The sequence below is a fragment of the Mesorhizobium sp. M0991 genome, from assembly GCF_040318915.1.
Classification (GTDB): Bacteria; Pseudomonadota; Alphaproteobacteria; order Rhizobiales; family Rhizobiaceae; genus Mesorhizobium.
In genome coordinates this window covers 89,544-110,975 of the sequence record NZ_JAMYNE010000011.1, presented here as the reverse complement: position 1 = coordinate 110,975, position 21,432 = coordinate 89,544, and the positions used below count along the sequence as shown (strand labels likewise).

21 protein-coding genes and 2 pseudogenes are annotated in these 21,432 nt (G+C 62.3%); 9 read left to right on the top strand and 14 right to left on the bottom strand.

Going from position 1 to position 21,432, the window contains the following annotated elements; translation table 11 throughout:
- Window positions 1–17: 17 nt before the first annotated feature.
- The 3 genes from NKH70_RS17835 to NKH70_RS17825 are packed head-to-tail and all read left to right on the top strand — an operon-like array spanning window position 18 to window position 4,124.
- The gene (locus tag NKH70_RS17835; RefSeq protein WP_352912539.1) at window positions 18–1,907 is read left to right on the top strand and encodes an ABC transporter ATP-binding protein; all 1,890 of its coding nucleotides are present in this window, start codon (window positions 18–20) and stop codon (window positions 1,905–1,907) included.
- Window positions 1,904–3,787 (top strand): ABC transporter ATP-binding protein, encoded by a 1,884-nt coding sequence (locus tag NKH70_RS17830; protein WP_352912538.1) that lies wholly within the window; start codon window positions 1,904–1,906, stop codon window positions 3,785–3,787. The genes NKH70_RS17835 and NKH70_RS17830 overlap by 4 nt, the downstream gene beginning before the upstream one ends.
- Before the next feature lie 22 nt (window positions 3,788–3,809).
- A complete protein-coding gene (locus NKH70_RS17825) occupies window positions 3,810–4,124 on the top strand; it encodes a DUF6665 family protein (protein WP_352466824.1) in 315 nt (104 codons plus the stop codon).
- 28 nt (window positions 4,125–4,152) lie between these two features.
- Here NKH70_RS17825 and NKH70_RS17820 read toward each other — a convergent pair whose 3' ends face one another.
- Complete coding sequence (locus NKH70_RS17820; RefSeq protein WP_352638465.1) at window positions 4,153–4,509, bottom strand: cupin domain-containing protein; 357 nt, start codon at window positions 4,507–4,509, stop codon at window positions 4,153–4,155.
- A 281-nt stretch (window positions 4,510–4,790) separates the two neighbouring features.
- Here NKH70_RS17820 and petA point away from each other — a divergent pair, with 281 nt between their 5' ends.
- The 4 genes from petA to NKH70_RS17800 all read left to right on the top strand — a co-directional run bounded on the left by petA (window position 4,791) and on the right by NKH70_RS17800 (window position 8,388).
- Entirely contained in the window at window positions 4,791–5,351 is a 561-nt protein-coding gene (petA, locus tag NKH70_RS17815) for a ubiquinol-cytochrome c reductase iron-sulfur subunit (RefSeq protein WP_352912537.1), read from the top strand.
- A gap of 16 nt (window positions 5,352–5,367) precedes the next feature.
- Window positions 5,368–6,669, top strand: a complete 1,302-nt coding sequence (locus NKH70_RS17810) for a cytochrome b (protein ID WP_352488993.1) — start codon at window positions 5,368–5,370, stop codon at window positions 6,667–6,669.
- Window positions 6,670–6,758: 89 nt separating this feature from the next.
- Entirely contained in the window at window positions 6,759–7,631 is an 873-nt protein-coding gene (locus tag NKH70_RS17805; RefSeq protein WP_292662132.1) for a cytochrome c1, read from the top strand.
- 211 nt (window positions 7,632–7,842) lie between these two features.
- Window positions 7,843–8,388 carry an adenine phosphoribosyltransferase gene (locus NKH70_RS17800; RefSeq protein WP_254819181.1) on the top strand — a complete coding sequence of 182 codons (546 nt, stop codon included), beginning with the start codon at window positions 7,843–7,845 and terminating at the stop codon, window positions 8,386–8,388.
- Window positions 8,389–8,435: 47 nt separating this feature from the next.
- Here the strand turns inward: NKH70_RS17800 and NKH70_RS17795 are convergent, their stop codons facing one another.
- From NKH70_RS17795 to NKH70_RS17765, 7 genes are all read right to left on the bottom strand, one after another.
- Window positions 8,436–8,906 (bottom strand): MaoC family dehydratase, encoded by a 471-nt coding sequence (locus NKH70_RS17795; protein WP_352912535.1) that lies wholly within the window; start codon window positions 8,904–8,906, stop codon window positions 8,436–8,438.
- Window positions 8,903–9,364 (bottom strand): MaoC family dehydratase, encoded by a 462-nt coding sequence (locus NKH70_RS17790; protein ID WP_352466830.1) that lies wholly within the window; start codon window positions 9,362–9,364, stop codon window positions 8,903–8,905. Before NKH70_RS17790 ends, NKH70_RS17795 begins: the two co-directional genes overlap by 4 nt.
- Before the next feature lie 135 nt (window positions 9,365–9,499).
- A complete protein-coding gene (corA, locus tag NKH70_RS17785; RefSeq protein ID WP_352912534.1) occupies window positions 9,500–10,474 on the bottom strand; it encodes a magnesium/cobalt transporter CorA in 975 nt (324 codons plus the stop codon).
- Window positions 10,475–10,690: 216 nt separating this feature from the next.
- Window positions 10,691–11,794: a redox-regulated ATPase YchF gene (gene ychF / locus NKH70_RS17780; protein WP_352912533.1), complete on the bottom strand. Its 1,104-nt coding sequence runs from the start codon at window positions 11,792–11,794 to the stop codon at window positions 10,691–10,693.
- 77 nt (window positions 11,795–11,871) lie between these two features.
- Window positions 11,872–12,435, bottom strand: a complete 564-nt coding sequence (locus NKH70_RS17775; RefSeq protein ID WP_353025766.1) for a hypothetical protein — start codon at window positions 12,433–12,435, stop codon at window positions 11,872–11,874.
- A gap of 3 nt (window positions 12,436–12,438) precedes the next feature.
- Window positions 12,439–13,164 (bottom strand): aminoacyl-tRNA hydrolase, encoded by a 726-nt coding sequence (gene pth / locus NKH70_RS17770; RefSeq protein ID WP_352912531.1) that lies wholly within the window; start codon window positions 13,162–13,164, stop codon window positions 12,439–12,441.
- Window positions 13,165–13,189: 25 nt separating this feature from the next.
- Complete coding sequence (locus NKH70_RS17765) at window positions 13,190–13,834, bottom strand: 50S ribosomal protein L25/general stress protein Ctc (protein WP_352912530.1); 645 nt, start codon at window positions 13,832–13,834, stop codon at window positions 13,190–13,192.
- A gap of 224 nt (window positions 13,835–14,058) precedes the next feature.
- On the opposite strand from NKH70_RS17765, the pseudogene NKH70_RS17760 reads away from it, so the two are divergent.
- Window positions 14,059–14,145 (top strand): annotated as a pseudogene (locus tag NKH70_RS17760) (alpha/beta fold hydrolase); the annotation flags it as partial.
- Window positions 14,146–14,204: 59 nt separating this feature from the next.
- On the opposite strand, the pseudogene NKH70_RS17755 reads toward NKH70_RS17760, so the two are convergent.
- Window positions 14,205–14,953 (bottom strand): annotated as a pseudogene (locus NKH70_RS17755) (SDR family oxidoreductase).
- 205 nt (window positions 14,954–15,158) lie between these two features.
- On the bottom strand, window positions 15,159–16,403 hold the full coding sequence (locus NKH70_RS17750; RefSeq protein WP_352978805.1) for an MFS transporter: 1,245 nt from the start codon (window positions 16,401–16,403) through the stop codon (window positions 15,159–15,161).
- A 129-nt stretch (window positions 16,404–16,532) separates the two neighbouring features.
- Here NKH70_RS17750 and NKH70_RS17745 point away from each other — a divergent pair, with 129 nt between their 5' ends.
- Complete coding sequence (locus tag NKH70_RS17745) at window positions 16,533–17,414, top strand: AraC family transcriptional regulator (RefSeq protein ID WP_352912528.1); 882 nt, start codon at window positions 16,533–16,535, stop codon at window positions 17,412–17,414.
- 101 nt (window positions 17,415–17,515) lie between these two features.
- Here the strand turns inward: NKH70_RS17745 and NKH70_RS17740 are convergent, their stop codons facing one another.
- The 4 genes from NKH70_RS17740 to pgeF form a co-directional block, all read right to left on the bottom strand.
- Window positions 17,516–18,451 carry a ribose-phosphate pyrophosphokinase gene (locus NKH70_RS17740; protein WP_254819191.1) on the bottom strand — a complete coding sequence of 312 codons (936 nt, stop codon included), beginning with the start codon at window positions 18,449–18,451 and terminating at the stop codon, window positions 17,516–17,518.
- Window positions 18,452–18,703: 252 nt separating this feature from the next.
- A complete protein-coding gene (locus NKH70_RS17735; protein ID WP_352713143.1) occupies window positions 18,704–19,324 on the bottom strand; it encodes a hypothetical protein in 621 nt (206 codons plus the stop codon).
- 54 nt (window positions 19,325–19,378) lie between these two features.
- Window positions 19,379–20,530 (bottom strand): M24 family metallopeptidase, encoded by a 1,152-nt coding sequence (locus tag NKH70_RS17730; RefSeq protein ID WP_023678425.1) that lies wholly within the window; start codon window positions 20,528–20,530, stop codon window positions 19,379–19,381.
- Window positions 20,530–21,318 (bottom strand): peptidoglycan editing factor PgeF, encoded by a 789-nt coding sequence (gene pgeF / locus NKH70_RS17725; protein WP_352713141.1) that lies wholly within the window; start codon window positions 21,316–21,318, stop codon window positions 20,530–20,532. Before pgeF ends, NKH70_RS17730 begins: the two co-directional genes overlap by 1 nt.
- Window positions 21,319–21,432: the final 114 nt, after the last annotated feature.

Below are 21,432 nucleotides of genomic sequence, written 5' to 3'. Positions count from 1 at the left end.
ATATTGTGAGCATCACTATGTTTAGCTGGTTTGAAAAAAGGCTCGATCCGTTCCCTGCCAAGGAGCCGGTCGAGCCGCCAAGGACACTGATCGCCTTCTGCGTGCATTATACGCGCGGCGCGTGGCCCTACATCGCTCTCGATGCGGTGCTAGTGACGGCCATCGCGCTTGCCGAGGTGTGGATGTTCGGCTTCATGGGCCGGATCGTCGACTGGCTGTCGGCGCAGAATCGCGAGACGTTCCTGCAGACCGAGAGCTTGAAGCTGGCCGGCATGGCCTTCATTGTGGTTTTCGCGCTGCCGGCGACGGTCTGGTTCCATTCGCTGCTCAACCAGCAGACGCTGATGGGCAACTATCCGATGCGCATCCGCTGGCAGGTGCATCGCTATCTGCTCAAGCAGTCGATGAGCTTCTATCAGGACGAGTTCGCCGGGCGCATCGCGACCAAGCTGATGCAGACGGCGCTCGCGGTGCGCGAATGCGTCATCAAGCTCATCGACGTGCTCAATTACATCGTCGTCTATTTTCTTGGCATGATGTTCATTGTCGGCTCGGCAGACTGGCGGCTGGCTGCGCCGCTTGCCGTCTGGCTTGCCGGATATGTCCTGCTGTTGCGCTATTTCATCCCGCGGCTGGGCCAGGTCGGCGAGGAGCAGGCCAATGCGCGCTCGACCATGACCGGCCGGGTCGTCGACAGCTACTCCAACATCCAGACGGTCAAGCTGTTCTCGCATGCGCGGCGCGAGGCATCCTTCGCCAAGGACGGTATGGCCGGCTTTCTCGATACGGTCTACCGGTCGATGCGGCTGGTGACACAGCTCTACGGGTTGCTCTATGTCCTGAATTCGCTGCTGTTGTTTTCGGTCACCGCAATCTCGCTATGGCTGTGGCTCGGCCAAGCCGTGACGATCGGCGCGGTCGCCCTGGTCATCGGCCTCGTGCTGCGGCTCTGGGGCATGTCGCAATGGATCATGTGGGAGATGTCGACGCTGTTCGAGAATATCGGCACGGTGCAGGATGGCATCAGCTCGATCTCGCTGCCGCGCCTCGTCGAAGACCGGCCTGGCGCCAAGGATATTGCCGTGACCAAGGGGGAGATCCGTTTTGAGGACATCCGCTTCCACTACGGCAAGCAGAAGGGCGTGATCGAAAGCCTGTCGCTGACGATGAAGCCGGGCGAGAAGGTCGGCATCGTCGGCCGTTCGGGTGCCGGCAAGTCGACGCTGGTCAATCTTCTGTTGCGCTTCTACGACCTCGAAAGCGGCAAGATCCTGATCGACGGCCAGGACATCGCGGCGGTGGCGCAGGACTCGCTGCGCGCCCAGATCGGCATGGTCACGCAGGACACCTCGCTGCTGCATCGCTCGGTACGCGAGAATATCCTCTATGGCCGGCCGGACGCCAGCAACGAGATGCTGATCGAAGCGGCGCGGCGCGCCGAGGCGCTGGATTTCATTGCCGGGTTGTCGGATTCGAGCGGCCGCAAGGGTTTCGACGCGCATGTCGGCGATCGCGGCGTCAAATTGTCCGGCGGCCAGCGGCAACGCATCGCCATAGCCCGTGTCATGCTGAAGGACGCGCCGATCCTCATCCTCGACGAGGCGACCTCCGCCCTCGATTCCGAGGCCGAGGCGGCCATCCAGGAGAACCTCTACAAGCTCATGCAAGGCAAGACCGTCATCGCCATTGCCCACCGGCTGTCGACGATCGCAGCCATGGACCGCCTCGTCGTCATGGACAAAGGCCGCGTCATCGAGGAAGGTTCGCATGAGGAACTCGTTGCCAAAGGCGGGCTCTACGCCCAGCTTTGGCAGCGCCAGTCGGGCGGCTTCCTGCTCGACGACGGCCCCTCTGCCAACGATGCAGCCGCCAACGATGCACTCGCCAAGGGTGAAGCCGCCGAATGATGACTGCCATCTACCGCTGGTTCGAGAACTGGGTCTATCCATTCCGGGAGCCCGCGGACCTTCGGCCACCTGCCGGCGTCAGGGGTTTCCTCTGGCACTATGTCGGGCAGGCGAAGATCGCCTTCTTCGCCATGCTGGTGATCGGCGGCATCGCGCCGCTGGTCGAAGCCGGATTGTTCTATTTCGTCGGGCGGCTGGTCGACATCCTCGACCAGCTTCCCGGCGAACGCAGCTGGCACGCGCTGTGGACTGCCGCCGGCCCGGAACTTGTCTTCATGATTGCCGTGGTGCTGGTCATCCGCACCATCGTCGTCGGCCTGTCGGCGCTGGTTGACGAGCAGACGATCACGCCGGGTTTCTACAATCTGGTGCGCTGGCAGGCGCATCGCCATGTCTCGCGCCAATCCTACGCCTTCTTCCAGAACGACTTTGCCGGACGTATCGCGACCAAGGTCTGGCAGGCGGGACAGGCGACCGGCGATCTGATGGAAAGCTTCATCGAGGTCGTCTGGTTCATGGTCGTCTATACGGTGACGACGCTGGCGCTGGTCGCCGGGCTCGACCTCCGGCTGGCGGTGCTGGTGGTGATCTGGATTACCGCCTTCGGCCTGCTGGCCAGACGCTATGTGCCGGCGATCCGCAAGCATGCCGAAGCCACCGCCGAAGCCGGCTCGATGATCACCGGCCGCATCGTCGATTCCTATTCGAACGTGCAGACGCTGAAACTGTTCTCCGCCGATGGCGACGACCGCTATATCAGGAACGGCTTCGACATCTATCTCGACGCGCTGCGCCCGTTCACCCGCCGGCTGACCGGCGTGCGCATGGCGCTGACGATGCTGTCGGGGATCATGATCACCGCGATCGCCTGCTTTGCCGTTTATCTCTGGGTCGAGGGCACGATCACCGTCGGCGCCGTGGCCTTCACGCTGTCGTTGGTGTTGCGGCTGAACATGCTGCTCGGTCGGCTGATGATGCAGCTCAACAGCATATTGCGGAACCTCGGCGTGCTGGAAAACTCCAAGGCGCTGATCTCGCAGCCGCTCGGCCTGACCGATGCACCGGACGCGAAAGAGCTTGTCATCGGCGGCGGCCGCATCGACGTAAGCAACGTCGAGTTCCACTACGGCAAGGGGTTCGGCGTGCTCAACGGCATCGACTTGGTGGTGCGGTCGGGCGAAAAGGTCGGGCTGGTCGGACCGTCCGGCGCCGGCAAGACGACCTTGGTCAATCTGATCCTGCGCCTCTACGACCTCGAGAGCGGCAAGATCACCATTGACGGGCAGGACGTCTCCAGGGTCACGCAGAACTCGCTGCGCGCCAATATCGGCGTCGTCAGCCAGGATACGGCACTTTTCCACCGCTCGCTGCGCGACAACATCAAGCTCGGCATGCTGGAAGCGACCGACGCCGAGGTGGTCGCGGCAGCGGAGAAGGCCGAGGCGCACGAGTTCATCCTCGGTCTGCGCGACAATCGCGATCGTATTGGCTATGAGGCCTATGTCGGCGAGCGCGGCGTCAAGCTCTCCGGCGGCCAGCGCCAGCGCGTGGCGATCGCCCGCGTCTTCCTCAAGGACGCACCGATCCTGGTGCTCGATGAGGCGACCTCGGCGCTCGATTCCGACATCGAGGCGGCGATCCAGGAAAATCTGGCAAGGCTGATGGAAGGCAAGACGGTCATCGCCATCGCGCACCGGCTGTCGACCATCGCGGCACTCGACCGGTTGGTGGTGCTCGACCAGGGCCGCATCGTCGAGCAAGGCACGCATGACGAGCTGGTCGCGCTCGACGGGCTCTATGCAAGGCTGTGGAAGCGGCAGTCCGGCGGCTTCCTGTTCAACGAAGAGAGCGCGCTGGCCGAGACCCGGCCGGCAGAGTAGTTTCTACAAACCGGAGTAGACCATGGCGGTGAGAATGCCATCGAATTTCGGACGGTCCGGCGCGCAGGAGAGCGCGTTGGACCTGCTTGGCCACGAAATCCTCGGCGAAAAGGCGGCAGCGCTCGGCCGTGCCGGCCGGCGCGTCGAGGAAACACTGACGAGGCTGCGCGAGAATTGCGACAGCGACGATCGAGCCCGGCTGCTCAGGGACGCAGCCGAAGCGGTGCACGGCTATTTCATCCAGCGCGAACTCTGCGGCTTGCGCAAGCACGACGCGGTGATCCGGGAATACAACATTCCCAAGGCCGTGCTGGCCAGGCTCGGCGCCAGCGCATGATCCGAACCGGAAATTGGTTCGGGAGGCGTTATTCCAGCCACTCGGTGATGAAGCTGCCGTTCTCGTGTATGTCGGTGGTTTCCAGCGGGCCTGGCCCGAGATTGGTGAATTTGTGCGGCGTGTTCGGCGGTACGATCAGGATCTGGCCGGCGGTGGCCTCGATCTGCCGGTCGCCGACGGTGAACAAGCCGGTCCCAGTCCGGATGATAAAAATCTCGCAATAGGGATGGCTGTGCAGCCTGGGGCCGCCGCCGATTTCGGGCAGGTAGTTGAAGATCAGGCAGCTGTTCGAGCCGTAAGCTCCGCCTTGCAGCTCGCCCTGCCAGTGGTCGGGCCAGCGGTCGGGCGCTTCGGCCCATTTGTCGCGGTCTATGACATGCGCCATAGGCCGAGGATAAACCGGGCCAGCGCCAGCTGTCGAGGCGAACGCAGCCATTTGGTTTTGCTGCTGTTTTCCAATCGCTCCGCCGTGCGAATTACGTCCCCGCGACAATCTGCCCTTGTGCCTTCACCCGTCTGGACAAAAACAGGCTTCACGCATAAACCCAAGTCCCAAATGCCGGAGGAATTCGCTAGCCTGTTCGCCATGCGCTGTCGGGCCGGCGCGATTGAGCGGGGAACAAGGCTCGGCCGCCGGCACGGAAGAGGCGAAAGGATCAGGCACCCGTGAGCGCAACCGACACCCAGGATCCCAACCGTCGTGATTTTCTCTACGTCGCCACCGGCATGGCCGCGGTGGTCGGCGCGGGCGCCGTCGCCTGGCCGTTCATCGACCAGATGCGTCCGGATGCCTCGACGCTGGCGCTCGCCTCGGTTGAGGTCGACGTCTCTTCGCTGACGCCAGGAATGTCGCTCGTTGTGAAGTGGCGCGGCAAGCCGGTGGTCGTGCGCAACCGCACCGAAAAAGAGATGAAGGACGGCGAGGCGGTCAATCTCGCCGAGCTCAAGGATCCAATCGCCCGCAACGCCAACCTGCCGGCCGATGCGCCGGCAACCGACGCCAACCGCACCACGCCGGGCAAGGAAGCCTGGATGGTGATGGTCCAGGTCTGCACCCATCTTGGCTGCATCCCGCTTGGCCAGGAAGGCGATTTCGGCGGCTGGTTCTGCCCGTGCCACGGTTCCGTATACGATACCGCCGGCCGCATTCGCAAAGGTCCGGCACCCGAGAACATGGCGGTACCGGTGTTCCAGTTCATTTCCGACACCAAGATCCGTATCGGCTGAGGCAGGGGATATTTCCATGAGCGAGGGACACTCGACCTATACGCCCAAGACTGGCATCGGACGCTGGTTCGATTCCCGCATGCCGCTGCCGCGGCTGGTCTATGACAGCTTCATCGCCTATCCGGTGCCGCGCAACCTGAACTATGCATGGACCTTCGGCGGCATCCTAGCGCTTATGCTGGCGGCGCAGATCCTGACCGGTATCGTACTGGCCATGCACTATGCGGCCGACAGCACTCTCGCCTTCGATTCGGTCGAGAAGATCATGCGCGACGTCAATTCCGGCTGGCTGCTGCGCTACATGCATTCTAACGGCGCGTCGTTCTTCTTCATCGCCGTCTACATCCATATTTTCCGTGGACTCTACTACGGCTCCTACAAGGCGCCGCGCGAGTTGCTGTGGATCCTCGGCTGCATCATCTACCTGCTGATGATGGCGACCGGGTTCATGGGCTATGTGCTGCCCTGGGGACAGATGTCGTTCTGGGGCGCTACCGTCATCACCGGCTTCTTCACCGCCATACCGCTGGTTGGTGACTGGATCCAGCAGCTTCTCCTCGGCGGCTTCGCCGTCGACAATCCGACGCTGAATCGTTTCTTTGCGCTGCATTACCTTTTGCCGTTCATGATCGCCGGCGTCGTCGTGCTGCACATCTGGGCGCTTCATGTCGTCGGCCAGAACAATCCGACCGGCATCGAGGTCAAATCGAAGACCGACACGCTCGCCTTCACGCCTTACGCGACCATCAAGGACGGGTTCGGCATGATCGTGTTCCTGTTCGTCTTCGCCTATTTCGTCTTCTACCTGCCGAACTATCTCGGCCATCCGGACAATTACACCGTCGCCAACCCGCTGAAGACGCCGGCCCACATCGTCCCGGAATGGTACTTCCTGCCGTTCTACGCGATCCTGCGCGCCATCACCTTCAATATCGGGCCGATCAACTCCAAACTTGGCGGCGTGCTCTGCCTTTTCGGGGCGATCGTCATGCTGTTCCTGGTGCCGTGGCTCGACACCTCAAAAGTGCGCTCGGCGGTCTACCGGCCCTGGTATAAGCTCTTCTTCTGGCTGTTCGTAGCCGACTCCATCCTGCTGGGCTGGCTGGGTTCGCAGCCGGCCGAGGGCAGCTATGTGTTCATGGCGCAGATGGCGACGCTGTTCTACTTCGCCTTCTTCCTGGTAGCGCTGCCGGTGCTCGGGCTGATCGAAAAGCCGCGGCGGCTGCCGAATTCGATCACCGAGGCGGTGCTCGAGAAGAACAAGGGCGGCGGTGGACATCCTGCCGGCGCCACGGCCGCGCCGGAAACCAAGGGCTGAGCATGATTCCGAAAAGTGGAAACCGGTACTCGGACAAGGTCATGCTCGAGACGGTGACAGCGCGTCAGAGAATCTCAAGGGGATTTGGCATGAAGAAGATTCTCACCTCGCTGGCGCTGCTTGGCCTTGTGGCCGCGGGCATTGGGGTCGCGGGCACTGGAGCCAACGCCCAGGAAGAGGCGCACAATGAGGCGGCGCCGACGCATTTCCCGATACACGAACCGAAGGAAATGGATTGGAGCTTCGCCGGGCCTTTCGGCACCTATGACAAGGCGCAGCTGCAGCGCGGGCTGAAGGTCTATAAGGAAGTCTGCTCGGCCTGCCATTCGATGAATTTGGTGGCGTTCCGTACTCTGGAGGGCCTTGGCTATTCGGATGCGCAGATCAAGACGCTGGCGGCCGAATATACGATCCATGACGGACCGAACGATGCCGGCGACATGTTCGATCGTCCCGGCAAGCCGTCCGACCATTTCCCAGCGCCGTTCCCCAATGCGGAAGCGGCGGCGGCGGCAAATGGCGGCGCAGCACCGCCCGACATGTCGCTGCTGGCCAAGGCGCGCGGCATCGAGCGCGGCTTTCCGCGCTTCGTGTTCGACATCTTTACGCAGTATGCCCAGGGCGGTCCCGACTACATCCACTCGCTGCTGACCGGCTACGACCAACAACCGCCGGCGGGCATGGTCATACCGGAAGGTACGCACTACAATCCGTACTTCCTATCCGGCGTGTCGCTGAAGATGCCGAAGCCGCTCTCCGACGGCCAGGTTACTTATGATGACGGCGCGCCGCAGACGGTCGATCAATATTCGCGGGACGTGTCGGCCTTCCTGATGTGGGCGGCCGAGCCACACCTCGAGGACCGTAAGAAGACCGGCTTTCGCGTACTGGTCTTCCTGCTGCTGTTCGGTGCGCTGGTCTACCTGACCAAGCGCAAGGTGTGGGCCGGCGTGGCGCACTGAACCCGCGATATACGAGAATGCGAGGGCGTCGAAAGGCGCCCTTTCATTGCAGGCATGTCGATTCATCGCTGCCGGCGCAGAGCAGGCCCTTTGTCGGACAATTTTCCGTCAGGCGTCACATGGCGGTAGCCGGACTTAGCTGCACCGGGTTACGATTGGCCAATTCCTTTCACGTCTTCAGCCGAATCTGAATGGCCCGGAGAGCCGCTTGATGAAATCCTCGCTCGAAGAGACGCTGCTTGCCGCGATCCGCACCATTCCGGATTATCCCAAGCCGGGCATCCTGTTTCGCGACATCACCACGCTGCTCGGCAATGCGCGGGCCTTCCGCCGCGCCATCGACGAATTGGTGCATCCCTATGCCGGCCTGAAGATCGACAAGATCGCCGGCATCGAGGCGCGCGGCTTCATCCTCGGCGGCGCCATCGCCCACCAGCTCTCGGCCGGCTTCGTGCCGATCCGCAAGAAGGGCAAGCTGCCTTACGAGACGGTGCGCGTCGCCTACAGCCTGGAATACGGGCTGGACGAGATGGAGATGCACAAGGACGGTGTTTCTCCAGGCGAGAAGGTAATCCTCGTCGACGATTTGATCGCCACCGGCGGCACGGCCGAGGCGGCCGTCAAGCTATTGCGGCAAATCGGCGCCGACATTCTCGCCGCCTGCTTCGTCATCGACCTGCCGGACCTTGGCGGCCGAGAGAGGCTAGAGGCGCTCGGCGTGCCGGTGAGGACGCTGATCGGGTTTGAGGGGCATTGAGCGTTTCTTCCTTCTCCCCTTGTTGTGGGAGAAGGGAAGAACTCCGCTCACCCCACCTTCACCAGCACGGCACTTTCGAATTCGATGACCTTGTCGCCGGTCGAATCGAAGGCCTCTGAGCGGAGCGTCAGCAGCCGCCAGCCCGGTCGCGAGGCAATGGGGCGATGGGCCAGCGCGGTGCGGGTGAAAGTCACGGTTTCCCCGGCATAGACAGGTTTGGGCCATTTGAGGTTCTTGAAGCCGGGCGAGGGGCCGAATTCCGGCACCGGCCCGGGGCCGGGCCAGCGGGCGACCTCTGCCTCCATGCCAGCCTCGAGGTTCAATTTCATCCAGGTGGCGGCGGTGTGCCAGCCCGAGGCGCAGAGCCCGCCGAATATGCTGTTCCTCGCCGCCTCTTCGTCGATATGGAATATCTGCGGGTCGTATTTGCGGGCGAAAGCCTTGATCGCCTCCGGTTCGAATCGATGCGAACCGAGCGTGACGGTGATACCGATGCAGAAGAATTCGTCGAGGCTCACGCACTGCCCTCGCGGGTGAGGAACATGACGGTGTTTTCGAGCTCGAAAACACCTTCGCCGCGCTGGTTGAACAACTCGCTGCGCATGGTCACCAGGCCAAGCCGGGGCTTCGATCTGGACAGGCGCTTGGCAAGGACGGTGGTGCTGCCGCTCAACAGGTCGCCGGCCAGGACCGGCCGTTTCCATTTGACCTGGTCGACGCCCGGCGCGCCCTGGGAAGTAGAGTCGAGCAGGAAGGCATCGCACAGCATGCGCATGAACATGGCGCAGGTGTGCCAGCCCGAAGCCGCCAGCCCGCCGAGGATACTGGCCTTGCCCGCTGCCTCGTCGAGATGCATCGGCTGGGCGTCGAACTCGCCGGCGAATTCTATGATTTCGGCGGCACTTACCAGCTTGGTGCCGAGGTCGAGCGAAGCGCCCTCGACAAAATCCTCATAAGCCCAGGTCTTTGCGGTCATGGTCTGGAGATCCTGTTCAGGATTGTACGATCGCTACGGGTCGGGGTCCCGGATGCAGGCAGGGTGGCGTTTGGTCAAGCAATTTCTACTGCGCCAGCCCGCTGCGCCCAAGCCGCAGCGGAGGTATTGATGACCCTACAGCCAGCCGCGGCGGCGGAAATACCAGAAGGGCAGGATTGCCGAAAGCACCATCATGCCGATGGCAAAGGGATAGCCAAAGTGCCATTTGAGCTCGGGGATGATGTCGAAATTCATGCCGTAGATCGACGCGACAAGCGTCGGCGGCAGGAAGATGACAGCGGCGACGGAGAAGATCTTGATGATGGCGTTCTGCTCGATCGAAATCATGCCGAGCGTCGCGTCGAGCAGGAAGCTAATCTTCTGCGACAGGAACGTGGCGTGGTCGGCGAGCGACAGCACGTCGCGCGACAAGGTCTTGATGCGGGCGCGGGTATCCTTGCTCATCCTGGTCTGCGTGGAGGCATGGGCGAGGAAGCCGGCAAGGCGCTGCAGCGAGATCAGGCTGTCGCGGATCGAGGAGGCGAGGTCCTCCTTGCGGCCAATGCCTTTCAACAGCTCCTGGAAGTCGCGGTTGCGCTTGGAAACCTTGGTCGAGCGTGCCTCGAAGATGTCGCGCGAGATCGCCTCGACGTCGCGGCCGGCGCGCTCCAGAATGTCGGCGAGGCGGTCGACGATCGCCTCCAGTAATCCGATCAGGATGGTGTCGCCGCTGTTGCAACCGGTCGCTACCTTCTCGGCGCGCAGCGGAAAGGTCTTAAACGCCTTCGGTTCGTGGTACCGCACGGTGATCAGCCTGCTGCCGGCGAGCACGAAGGTAACCGGCGACATCAACGGATCGTCCACCTCGGTCTGTGCAGGCAGAATGGCGGTCATGAAGTAGGCGCCGTCCTCGACGTAGAGACGGCTCGAGATCTCGATCTCTTCCATCTCTTCGCGGGTCGGAACGGCGATGCCGAGCCAGGTCTCGATTGTCGTCTCTTCTTCCTTTGTCGGGTTGAAGAGGTCGACCCAGACGACAGTGTCGCTGTTTTGCAGGAGATCGTCGACCAGGCGCAGGCGATCATTGTCGACGACGAAGGCCTTGATCATCGCCGGGTCTCCCTTGCTGTTGCCAAAGAGCGTTCGTTTGGAGGGGGCGCGTCAGTCAGATCGCACGGACACGGGCAGGTGAGGCGCGAGGCCGGTGCAGAGGCCCCTTAGACCCAGCACAACGGCCCGTCAAGCAGCGCAAGAGGCACTGCGACACCCCTGCTTTGAAGTTTGTCATCGAGCGACGGCAATGGTGACCATTGGGCTCCCTCGCGGTCAGGTGTTGAACTTGAACAGCATGATGTCGCCGTCCTGGACGACATACTCCTTGCCTTCGTCGCGCGCCTTGCCGGCCTCCTTGGCCGCCACTTCGCCGCCCAGCCTGACGAAGTCGTCATAAGCGATGGTCTGGGCGCGGATGAAGCCGCGCTCGAAATCGGTGTGGATGACGCCTGCCGCCTGCGGCGCCTTGGCGCCCTTGTGCACGGTCCAGGCGCGCGTCTCCTTGGGCCCGACGGTAAAGTAGGTGATGAGCTGGAGCAGCTCGTAGCCGGCGCGGATGACCTTGTTCAGGCCGGGTTCGTCCAGACCGAGCGTTGCCAGGAATTCCATTTCCTCTTCGTCCGAGAGCTGGGCGACCTCGGCCTCGATCGCCGCGGAAATCACGACGGTGCGGGCACCTTGCGCGGCGGCCATGTTCTCGACAGCGCTGGTATGCGCGTTGCCGGTGGCGGCATCGGCTTCCGCGACGTTGCAGACGTAAAGCACCGGGTGTGAGGTCAAGAGATTCAGCCCCTGCAGGATGCCCAGATCCTCAGCCGAGATGCCGTTGAGCAGGATGCGGGCGGGCTTGCCGGCCTGCAGCAGTTCAAGCGCCGCTTCCATCATCGGAAGTACGGTCGCTGCTTCCTTGTCCTTGCCGGCGGCACGCTTGCGAATCTGCACGATGCGGCGCTCGAGGCTGTCGAGATCGGCAAGCATCAATTCGGTCTCGACGGTCTCGGCATCGGCGACAGGATCGATGCGGCCCTCGACATGGGTGATGTCGTCATCCTCGAAGCAGCGCAGCACATGGACGATGGCGTCGACCTCACGGATGTTGGCGAGGAACTGGTTGCCAAGCCCTTCGCCTTTCGAGGCGCCACGCACCAGGCCGGCAATGTCGACGAACGAGATGCGGGTCGGGATGATCTCCTTCGACTTGCCGATCGCGGCGATCTTCTGCAGGCGCGGGTCGGGCACCGCCACCTCGCCGGTGTTCGGTTCGATGGTGCAGAACGGATAATTGGCGGCCTGCGCCGCCGCCGTCCTGGTCAGCGCATTGAAGAGCGTCGACTTGCCGACATTGGGCAAGCCAACGATGCCGCATTTGAAACCCATTTTTGTCTGGTCCTATCGGGAAATCGAAATTTGATCAGGGCTATGGGCGAAAGCGCCGATGATCGTCAAGGAGCAATTCAATTCAGACGCTGCGCGACGCCATCGGTGCCTATGGCCAACGAGCGGACACCGGACCTGCTCAGTATTTGCAGGAGATGCCAGAACGCGTCGACCTCGGCGGTTCCGAAATCGATCGTCAGTTGCCCGTCGAGCAATTGCACACTGTGAATGATGTTTCCGACGGTCTCCGATGTTTCACGCTCGCCATCGATATCGAACCAGCCGCGAAACCATTCGTCGAAGAGATCGCCGTCGAGCTCATTTACGGGGAATTTTAAATGAACCTCGTCCCATTTGAACGGTGAGACGAGGACATCCATTCCACCAATCCCGGCGTGAATATCCGGAGAGAATTTCACATAGGTTTCGCTATTGATGAATTGTGGATTTGGCTGTCCGTCATTGCCGACGAAATCAACCGCGATGAGATTTCGATAGAACGAATCGACATTCGAAAACTTGATCTCGGTTGCATGCGACCGTTGGCTGTTGCGAGCAAGTTCGCCGGCAGCGGCGACGAAATAATCAACATACTTCTGTCTGATGAGACGGACCAATTCCTGAACGTCATCCAGATCCATGGCTCAGTCCTTGCCGCCAAAAAGCTTCTTCAGCATAGCCGCCATCGGGCCGGTTTCGGGCAGCTTGGCCGCCGGCTGCTGCGGCCGTGCCTGGCGGACGTGGCTTTGCGCCTTTGGCGCCTTGGGCGGCGGGCGGTCGTCGTCGCCGGTCGGCGTGAGCTTGTCGCGCAGCGCCAGCGTCACGCGGTTCATGAAGGAATTGTCGTCGCCCTTGGCAAGCAATCCGGCATCGTCGGCGATAGCGTCGAGCAGCACCTCCAGCCACTCGCGGTCGGCCTTGGCGAAATCGCCGAGCACATGGCCATGCACCATTTCCTTGACCCCGGGGTGGCCGACGCCGATGCGCACACGGCGAAAATCCTTGCCGACGTGCTGGTCGAGCGAGCGGATACCGTTGTGGCCGCCGGAACCGCCACCGACCTTGACCCGCACCTTGCCGGCGGCAAGGTCGATCTCGTCATAGAAGGCAGTCAGTGCCGAAGGGCCGAGCTTGTAGAAGCGCAAGGCTTCGCCGACCGCCTGGCCGGACAGGTTCATGAAGGTCTGCGGCTTGATCAGGATCACCTTTTCGCCCGCAAGCGTGCCTTCGGCGATCAGGCCCTGGAATTTCTTCGACCAAGGCGAAAAGGAATGGCGGCGGGCGATCGCGTCCGCCGCCATGAAGCCGACATTGTGCCGGTTGTTGGCGTATTTCGCGCCCGGATTGCCGAGGCCTGCAAAGACAAGCATCGTCGCCTCCGGGCGGGAAGGGGGGTTACTTCTCTTCGGCGGCAGGAGCCGCTTCGGGCGCAGCCACTTCAGTCGTCTCTTCTGCAGCCTCCGGCTTCATCGCCGAGGAGCCGGCAATGGTCGCGATGGTGAAGTCGCGGTCGGAGATCACCGGCTTGACGCCGGCCGGCAAGGTGACGGCCGAAATGTGGATCGAATCGCCGATATCGGTACCGGTGAGATCGATGGTGATGAAATCCGGGATCGCATTGGCCGGGCAGTGGAACTCGACCTCGTGGCGCACGATGTTGAGCACGCCGCCGCGCTTGATGCCGGGCGACCTGTCTTCATTGATGAAGTGCACGGGCACGTCGACATTGACTTCGGTGTCCTTGCCGATGCGCAGGAAATCGACATGGACCGGGAAATCCTTGACCGGGTCGAGCTGGAAGTCCTTGGGCAGAACCTGGATCTTGTTGCCGTCGACATCGATCGTGGCGACCGTGGTCAGAAACCCGCCGCCATGGATCTTGTAGTAGATGTCCTTGTAGGTCAGCGCAATCGCCAGGGGAGGCTGCTTGTCGCCGTAAATCACTGCAGGCACTTTACCGTTGCGGCGAACTGCACGGGCGGACCCCTTACCGACCTGTTCGCGCGCCTCGGCCTTGAGCTCGTAAGTATCGTGGCTCATGGCATTTCCTTTCGCGTTGTTCTGGAGCGTTCGCGGCCGGCAATGTGCCTGGGCCGTAAACGTCGAAAGCCGACATAGCTAACGCATGACCTGGTCCGAAAACCGGAATCCACTTTTCGGGATCATGCGGGAAGGCGGCCTTCCGCCGCGTTGCCTCCAAGGGTGTCTACGCGGGTGGCGGCTCTATAGCGGAAGGCGGCGCGAGGTGCAAGCCATGGCAGGCACAGGTCTACAAGGGTTTCCCCCATGGCATGGCAACCACCCATGCCGATGTCATCAACGCCGACCTGCTGGCCTTCTTCAGGGCGTAAGGCCTTTCAGAACGTAACAAAAAAACACCCGGGTGTTCTTGTGTCAGGTCGTGCCGATGTCAGGCGATGCTCAAGCCGCCATCGATCAGCATTTCCGCACCGACCATGAACGGGCATTCGTCCGAAGCAAGAAAGACCACTGCGTTGGCAATTTCCTCGGCGGTTCCGAAACGACGGGCGGGCACCAGGCCGACCACAGCTTTCGCGCGCGCCTTCGCCGCTTCGGGGTCCAGCCCAAGTTTGTCGTTGAGCGGCGTGTCGATCGGACCCGGGCTGATCACATTGGCGCGAATACCGCGTTCTATCAGTTCGCCCGAGAGCGTCCGGCGAGCGAAATCATGCCGGCCTTGGCCAGCGCATAGACGTGCGTTCCAGCCATTCCCATATGTGCGTTGACCGAGCCGCTGAGGATGATCGACGACGGGTTCGAAAACAGCGGAACGAGCGCCTTGACCAGGAAGTACGGCCCCTTGAGGTCGACATCGATGCTCCTGTCAAACGCGGCCTCGGTCCAGTCGCCAAGCGGGCGCAGGTCGGCGATACCGGCATTGAGGAAGAGAGCGTCGAGCTTGCCGAAGGTTTCCTCGATCCGCCGCGCTATGTCGTTCTGGGCAGCAGCATCTCCGGCGTCGGCGGCAATGACAAGCACATCACTGCCGAGGATGGTGCGCGCCTCCTCGAGACGGCTCGCATTGGTTCCGGTGATAGCGACGCGCGCACCTTCCTCGATGAAACGTCGCGCCGTCACCAGGCCGATGCCGCTGGTACCGCCGGTAATCAATGCGACCTTGCCTTTTAGTCTGGACATAAGCGAATTGCCTTTCCTGGCGCGGAGCGCTGCGCAGCATCTGGGCTGAGCCCGGTATGTTCAACTTGAAGGCGTTGCTGACCAAAATTTTGCCTTCAGGGGTGACCCTCTCTAACAGGCTTTTCACCCGGCGTATGGTGAAGGAATCATCGAGGGCGCGGCAACTGCCGCGCCCTCGTATCAATTCCGAAAGATGAACTGATTTTTAGCTGGCCGCCGCCTCCACCTTCCTCGCTTCCTTCATGTTAGGCAGGAGGACCGTCAGTAGCCCGAGTAGCGGCAAATACGAGCAGACCTGGAAGACGAAATCGATGCCTTTCATGTCGGCGACGACGCCAAGCACGGCGGCCGCGATGCCGCCCATGCCGAAGGCGAAGCCGAAGAAGATGCCGGCGATCATGCCGACCCGGCCGGGCACCAGCTCCTGGGCGAAGACGACGATGTTCGAGAAGGCCGAGGACAAGATCAGGCCGATCAGCACGGTCAGCACCATCGTCCACTCGAAATTGGCGTAGGGCAAGGCCAGCGTGAAGGGCAGCACGCCGACGATCGAGAACCAGATCATCGCCTTCTGTCCGTAGCGATCGCCGAACGGGCCGCCGAGCAGGATGCCCAGAGCCGAGGCGCCGAGGAACAGGAACAGCATGACCTGCGACATCTGCACCGAAACGCCGAATTTGTGGATGGAATAGAAGGTGTAGTAGCTGGCAAGGCTGGAAATATAGGCGTTCTTGGTCAGTACCAGCAGCGTCAGCACCAGCAGTGCACTCATCACCCTGCGGCGTGGGAAGGGCGAAACGAAGCTTGCCGCCTTGCGGTTGCCGATTGCGGCGCGCAGCCGGCTGTACCAGCCGCCGACCTGCCACAGCACGATGATGCCGATCAACGAGCCGCCGGCAAACCACGCGATGCTGGTCTGGCCGAAGGGCACGACGATGAAGGCTGCCAGCAGCGGCCCCATCGCCTGGCCGAAATTGCCGCCGACCTGGAACAGCGACTGTGCAAGACCGAACCGGCCGCCGGAGGCGAAGCGGGCGATGCGCGAGGATTCCGGATGGAAGATCGCCGAGCCGATGCCGATCAGCGAGGCACCGATGAGGAGCAGCGTGTAATGTCCGGCATAGGCCAGCACGACCAGCCCGATCAACGAAGACGCCATGCCGTAAGGCAGCGAATAGGGCATCGGCCGCTTGTCGGTGATCATGCCGATCACCGGCTGCAGCAAGGATGCGGTCACCTGGAAGGTGAAAGTCAAAAGGCCGATCTGCCAGAAATCGAGACCGTAATTGTCCTTCAGCAGCGGATAGATCGCCGACAGCAGCGACTGCATGATGTCGTTGATGCAATGGCAGAAGCTCACCGCCAGGATAACGGTGAAGGCCGTCGCCTGAGCTGAAATGTGGCTGGCCGCTGCCGGCTTGGCGTCGGCGGTTGCTGTGGTATCGGTCAAGGCAGGCTCCGTGGTCTTTTTGGCGGGCGCTCCCGCAGTCGGTCTTATAGGCCGGCTGCCTTATACGTTGCTTGTCACGCGACTTCTTTCGTGGTTTGGTCCAATAGTTTCGCAAGTGGGCCATAGCTGATGCCGCATGGCAGGGAAATGTTCAGAGCGGGCGACACCGATCTCGGGCTGTTGCATGAGCGTCGCTGGCAATGGCTGGAGCAGGCCGTCGGGCCGGCAGTGGCGCTGCCGACCGAATATCCGGACGGGTATCATGTGCCACGGCACCATCACAGCCGCAGCCAGTTGCTGCACGCGCTGGTCGGGGTCGTGCTGGTAACGACGCGGCATGGGCGCTGGATGGTGCCTCCGGACCACGCGATGTGGATCCCCGCCGGCACCGAACATTCCGTCGAGATGCTGGGCGACGTCAGCATGCGCTCCGTCTATGTGATGCCGGAGGCCATTCCCGGCCTGCCGGACAGGTTGCGCGTTGTCGGCATCACCGACCTGATGCACAGCCTGATCGTGGAATCGGAAAAGCTGCCGCAGGGCGCCGAGTTGGAGGGGCGGGGTGGGCTGATCATGAAGCTCCTGCTGCACGAAATCCCGAACCTGCCGGAACGGCCACTCGGACTGCCGTTCCCGTCCGACGCAAGGCTGGCAGCGCTGTGCCGGCGCTTCGTCTCGGCACCGTCACCGCATGCGACGATCGATGAATGGGCCGCTATCGTCGGCATGAGCCGCCGCTCTTTCACCCGCGCCTTTCATCGCCAGACCGGATTGTCGCTGTCGACCTGGCGCCAGCAGGCCTGCCTGTTCGCGGCGCTGCCGCGGCTGGCCGACGGCGAACCGATCACAAGGGTGGCGCTCGATCTCGGCTATGACAGTGTGCCGGCCTTCATCACCATGTTCAAGCGCATGCTGGGAGCCTCGCCACGCGGTTATATGCGCGGCGCCCGTGATGCTGGCGAAGGTGTGCGGCGAATAAGCGGTCCGGCTCGGCCTGAGTCGCAGTCCTAAAGCGCGTCGCGTTCGACCGGCCTCATGCGACGCGCTTTGGGTTCTTGTTTTTATGCATGTTCGTTATCGCAAAACCGCTGCACACTTTTGCGCGATACGCATTAATCGAACAGGCTCGACACCGATTCCTCGGTCGCCGTGCGCGAGATCGCCTCACCCATCAGTTCGGCGATGGAGATGACCCGGATATTGGCGGCGTCGAGCACTGCCTGGGTCGGCTGGATGGAATCGGTAATGACCAGTTCCTGCAGTTTCGAGGCGCCGATGCGGGCGATGGCGCCGCCGGACAAAACGCCATGGGTAGTATAGGCGGTGACACTGGTGGCGCCGTCGGCAAGCAGCGCATCGGCCGCATTGCACAGCGTGCCGCCCGAATCGATGATGTCGTCGATCAACAGGCAATCCTTGCCGCGCACGTCACCGATGACGTTCATGACTTCCGATTCGCCGGGGCGCTCGCGGCGCTTGTCGACGATGGCAAGCTGGGCGTCGATGCGCTTGGCGAGCGCGCGGGCGCGGACCACGCCGCCGACATCCGGCGACACAACCATGACATTGGCAAGCTGCTTGTATTTCGCCTTCACGTCGCGGGCCATGACCGGCACGGAAAACAGATTGTCGGTCGGGATGTCGAAGAAGCCTTGAATCTGGCCGGCATGGAGATCCAGGGTCAGCACCCGGTCGACGCCCGCCCTCGTGATCATGTTGGCGACCAGCTTGGCCGAGATCGGCGTGCGGCCAGAGGCACGGCGATCCTGCCTGGCATAGCCGAAATAAGGAATAACCGCAGTGATGCGCTTGGCCGAGGAGCGCATGAAGGCATCAATCATGATGAGCAGTTCCATCAGATGATCGTTGGTCGGGAACGAGGTGGACTGCAGGATGAAGACGTCCTCGCCGCGCACATTCTCCTGGATCTCGACGAAGATTTCCTGGTCAGCGAAGCGCCTGACGCTGGCCTTGCCCAGCGGAATGTTGAGGTAGCGGGCGACTGATTCGGCCAGCACCCTGTTGGAATTGCCCGCGAAGAGCTTCATGCACCGTTCCTGGCGAAGGATTGAGAGACTCCGATAGACACTCCAGCCTCTTAGTCGGGCTTTTAGCGGCCCGCGCCGGTATTGCAAGCGTCGTGAATGGGAATCCGCCGGCTAATCTCAATAAACGCTTACGGCTTGAGCATGCGGCGATAGAGCCAGTTCCATGCCGGCGGAATCGGGCTGGCGCTATCTTTGTGTTTGAGCATGGTCTTTTCCGAAAACCGGATTCCACTTTTGGAATCATGCTCCAGGTCAGCCGGCGCCACCGCCAAGCCAGGTGGCGAACTGGTCGATTGTCTGGTCGGCAATGGCCTGCATGGTCGCCGGCGCAACCGCCGCCCAGCCTTCACCGCCACCGACGGACGGCGCCTTCTGCTGGCCATTGATGCGATGCAGCCGGTTGCCGGCCGGGTCATAGATGTCCCAGACGTAGATGACGGTGGTGTCCTTGCCTTCCGTCATGGTCGAGAAATAGCCCTTGAGCACATGCGTTGGGGTCTGGTCGGTGCTGCCGGCCAAGGTGATGCCGCGCTGCCTGGCGCGTGTCTGAAGCTCGGCGGTCAGCGGTGTCGCGGCTTCTACCGAGGCGCCGACGATCGGCGCCACCTGCAGCCGGGTCCGCGCAATGGCAGCCGCGCTTTTGGCGGGCGGCACGGCTGCTGCAGCGGAAGGCTGCGCTGTACCTGCAGTTTGCGCGGTGCCGGCAGGCTGAGCCGGAGTTGAGGGGGGTGTTGCGGCAGCTCCGGCTCCGGAGAGCGATTGCGTCGATTGCGGGGCAATGGCCGAGGGTTCGAGAACGTCCTTCGCATTGGTGCAGGCCACCAGTGCCAGCCCCACGAGCAATGACACGGTCGTCACATGCGATCGTCTCATTAGCCTGAAAACTCCTTGGCGACGAACGCCCCTCACACTCTTTCCATTATGGATTCACTGCACGATCAAGTCGAGATCATGGCGGGACAGCGGCTTCGGCTGGGATTCGGTGGTCAGATAGGTGCGGCCAAGCGTCATCGCGGTTTCGGTTTCGGAGTCCATGATGATCATATGGGCGAACAGCGTCATGTTCGGCGCGATCGGTTCGGGATTGCCCTGATAGAACATCGGCATATCCATCCAGGACGGGGTGAAGCGGGCGCCGAGCGAATAGCCGCAGGCATTGAGCCGGTGCTTGGTTAAATTGTGGGCCTCGAGCGTGCGGGCATGGGCGTCGAACACGTCGCCGAACGTGTTACCGGGTGTCATCGCCTTCTCGACTGCAAGTAGCGCGGCGCGGGCGGCATCGAACAATTCCTGGTGGCGTTTCGATACCTTGCCGGTCAACACCGTGCGCATCATTGCCGCATGGTAGTGGTGGAAGACACCGGCCCATTCGAGCGTCAGCTGGTCGTTCTTGGTGAGCTTGCGGCGACCGGCCTTGTAGCGGCAAAGCAGGGCGTCGACGCCGGAGCCGATGATGAACTCGTTGGCCGGATAATCGCCGCCGCCGGCAAAGATCGCACCTTGCATGGCGGCCAGGATCAGCGCCTCATCGCCGCCCTGCTTGATCAGCGGCAGTGCTGCGTCCAGCGCGTCGTCGGCCAGATTGGCGGCTTTTTCCGCCTTGGCGATTTCGGCCGGGCTCTTGAACAGCCGCAGCCGGCTGACAATGCCGGAGGCATCCGCGATCTGCCCGAAGGTCTGCAACTGCTCGTCGAGGCGCCGGCCATTATAGGCCGTCAGGCCGTGGGTGTCGTATTCGACGCCGATGCGGGCGCCGAGCAGGTCAAGCTCGTTGAGCAGATTGCGCAGGTCGACCGCCGGGTTGGCGCCGTTGCGGTCCGTCCACAAAACGATGTTGTCGATGATCGAGGTGTGGCGCGCCTGGCGCAAGTCGGCCGAACGCGTCAGCAGCACCATCGAGCCGTCGGCCTTGACCACCAGGCACTGGAAAAAGCAGAAGCCGAAGGTGTCGTAGCCGGTCAGCCAATACATGCTTTCCTGGGCAAACAGCAGGACGGCGTCGAGCTTCTTTTCGGCGATCTCGATCATCAGTCGATCGCGCCGCGCGTCGAATTCCGAGCGTTCGAAATGCAGCGCCATCAGTCAGCCTCCAAAACGATTGCCGAAACCTGCCGCCCGTAGTCGGGCTCGTTGCGATGCGTGCTGCGCCGATAGGAGTAGAAAAGCTCTTCCTCGGCATAGGTGCAGCGATCGAGTCCTTCGGCGTTGACGCCAGCCTTGGTCAGCCGGTCGACCGTGTAGCGGTTGAGGTCGAACATCGCGTGTCCGGCATTTGCGGAGGGCGCGAAATAGCGAGCATTGCCGGCATCGGCGTCGACGAAGCGGGCGACGAATTCCGGTCCGACTTCGTAATTCCGTGGGCCGATCGACGGACCGAGCACTGCGACGATGCGGTCGCGCCGGGCGCCGAGGCTTTCCATTGCCGCGATGGTGTTTTCCAGCACGCCGGTGAAAGCGCCTTTCCAGCCGGCATGGGCGGCGCCGATAATGCGCGCCTCGGCGTCGGCGAAGAGGACCGGTCCGCAATCGGCGGTCGAGGCACCGACGGCAATGCCCGGCCGGTCGGTGACAATGGCGTCGGCCTTGGGCCGCTCGCCGGCAAAAACCTCCCTGGCAATGACAACGTCCGGCGAATGAACCTGGTGAGCGCTCAGCAGATGGTTTGCAGGCACGCCCATCCATTCGGCGACCCGGCGGCGATTCTCGCGCACCAGCGTCTGGTCGTCGTTCGAGCCGGTGCCGATGTTGAGGCCCCGGTAGATGCCGCTGGAAATGCCGCCGACGCGTGTGAAGTAGCCGTGGCGGATGCCTTGCGCCGTTTCCAGCAAGGGCGACCGAACGGGATCCGGTTTGGTCTGATTCAGCATGGCGGCTTTGTTGTCCGTATGGGCGATTTCGTCAAGCGAGTTGAAGACGGGCGAGTTGAAAACGGGTGAGTTGAAGACCGGCGAGTTGAAGACGGGCGCACTTGAAAGCTGGTC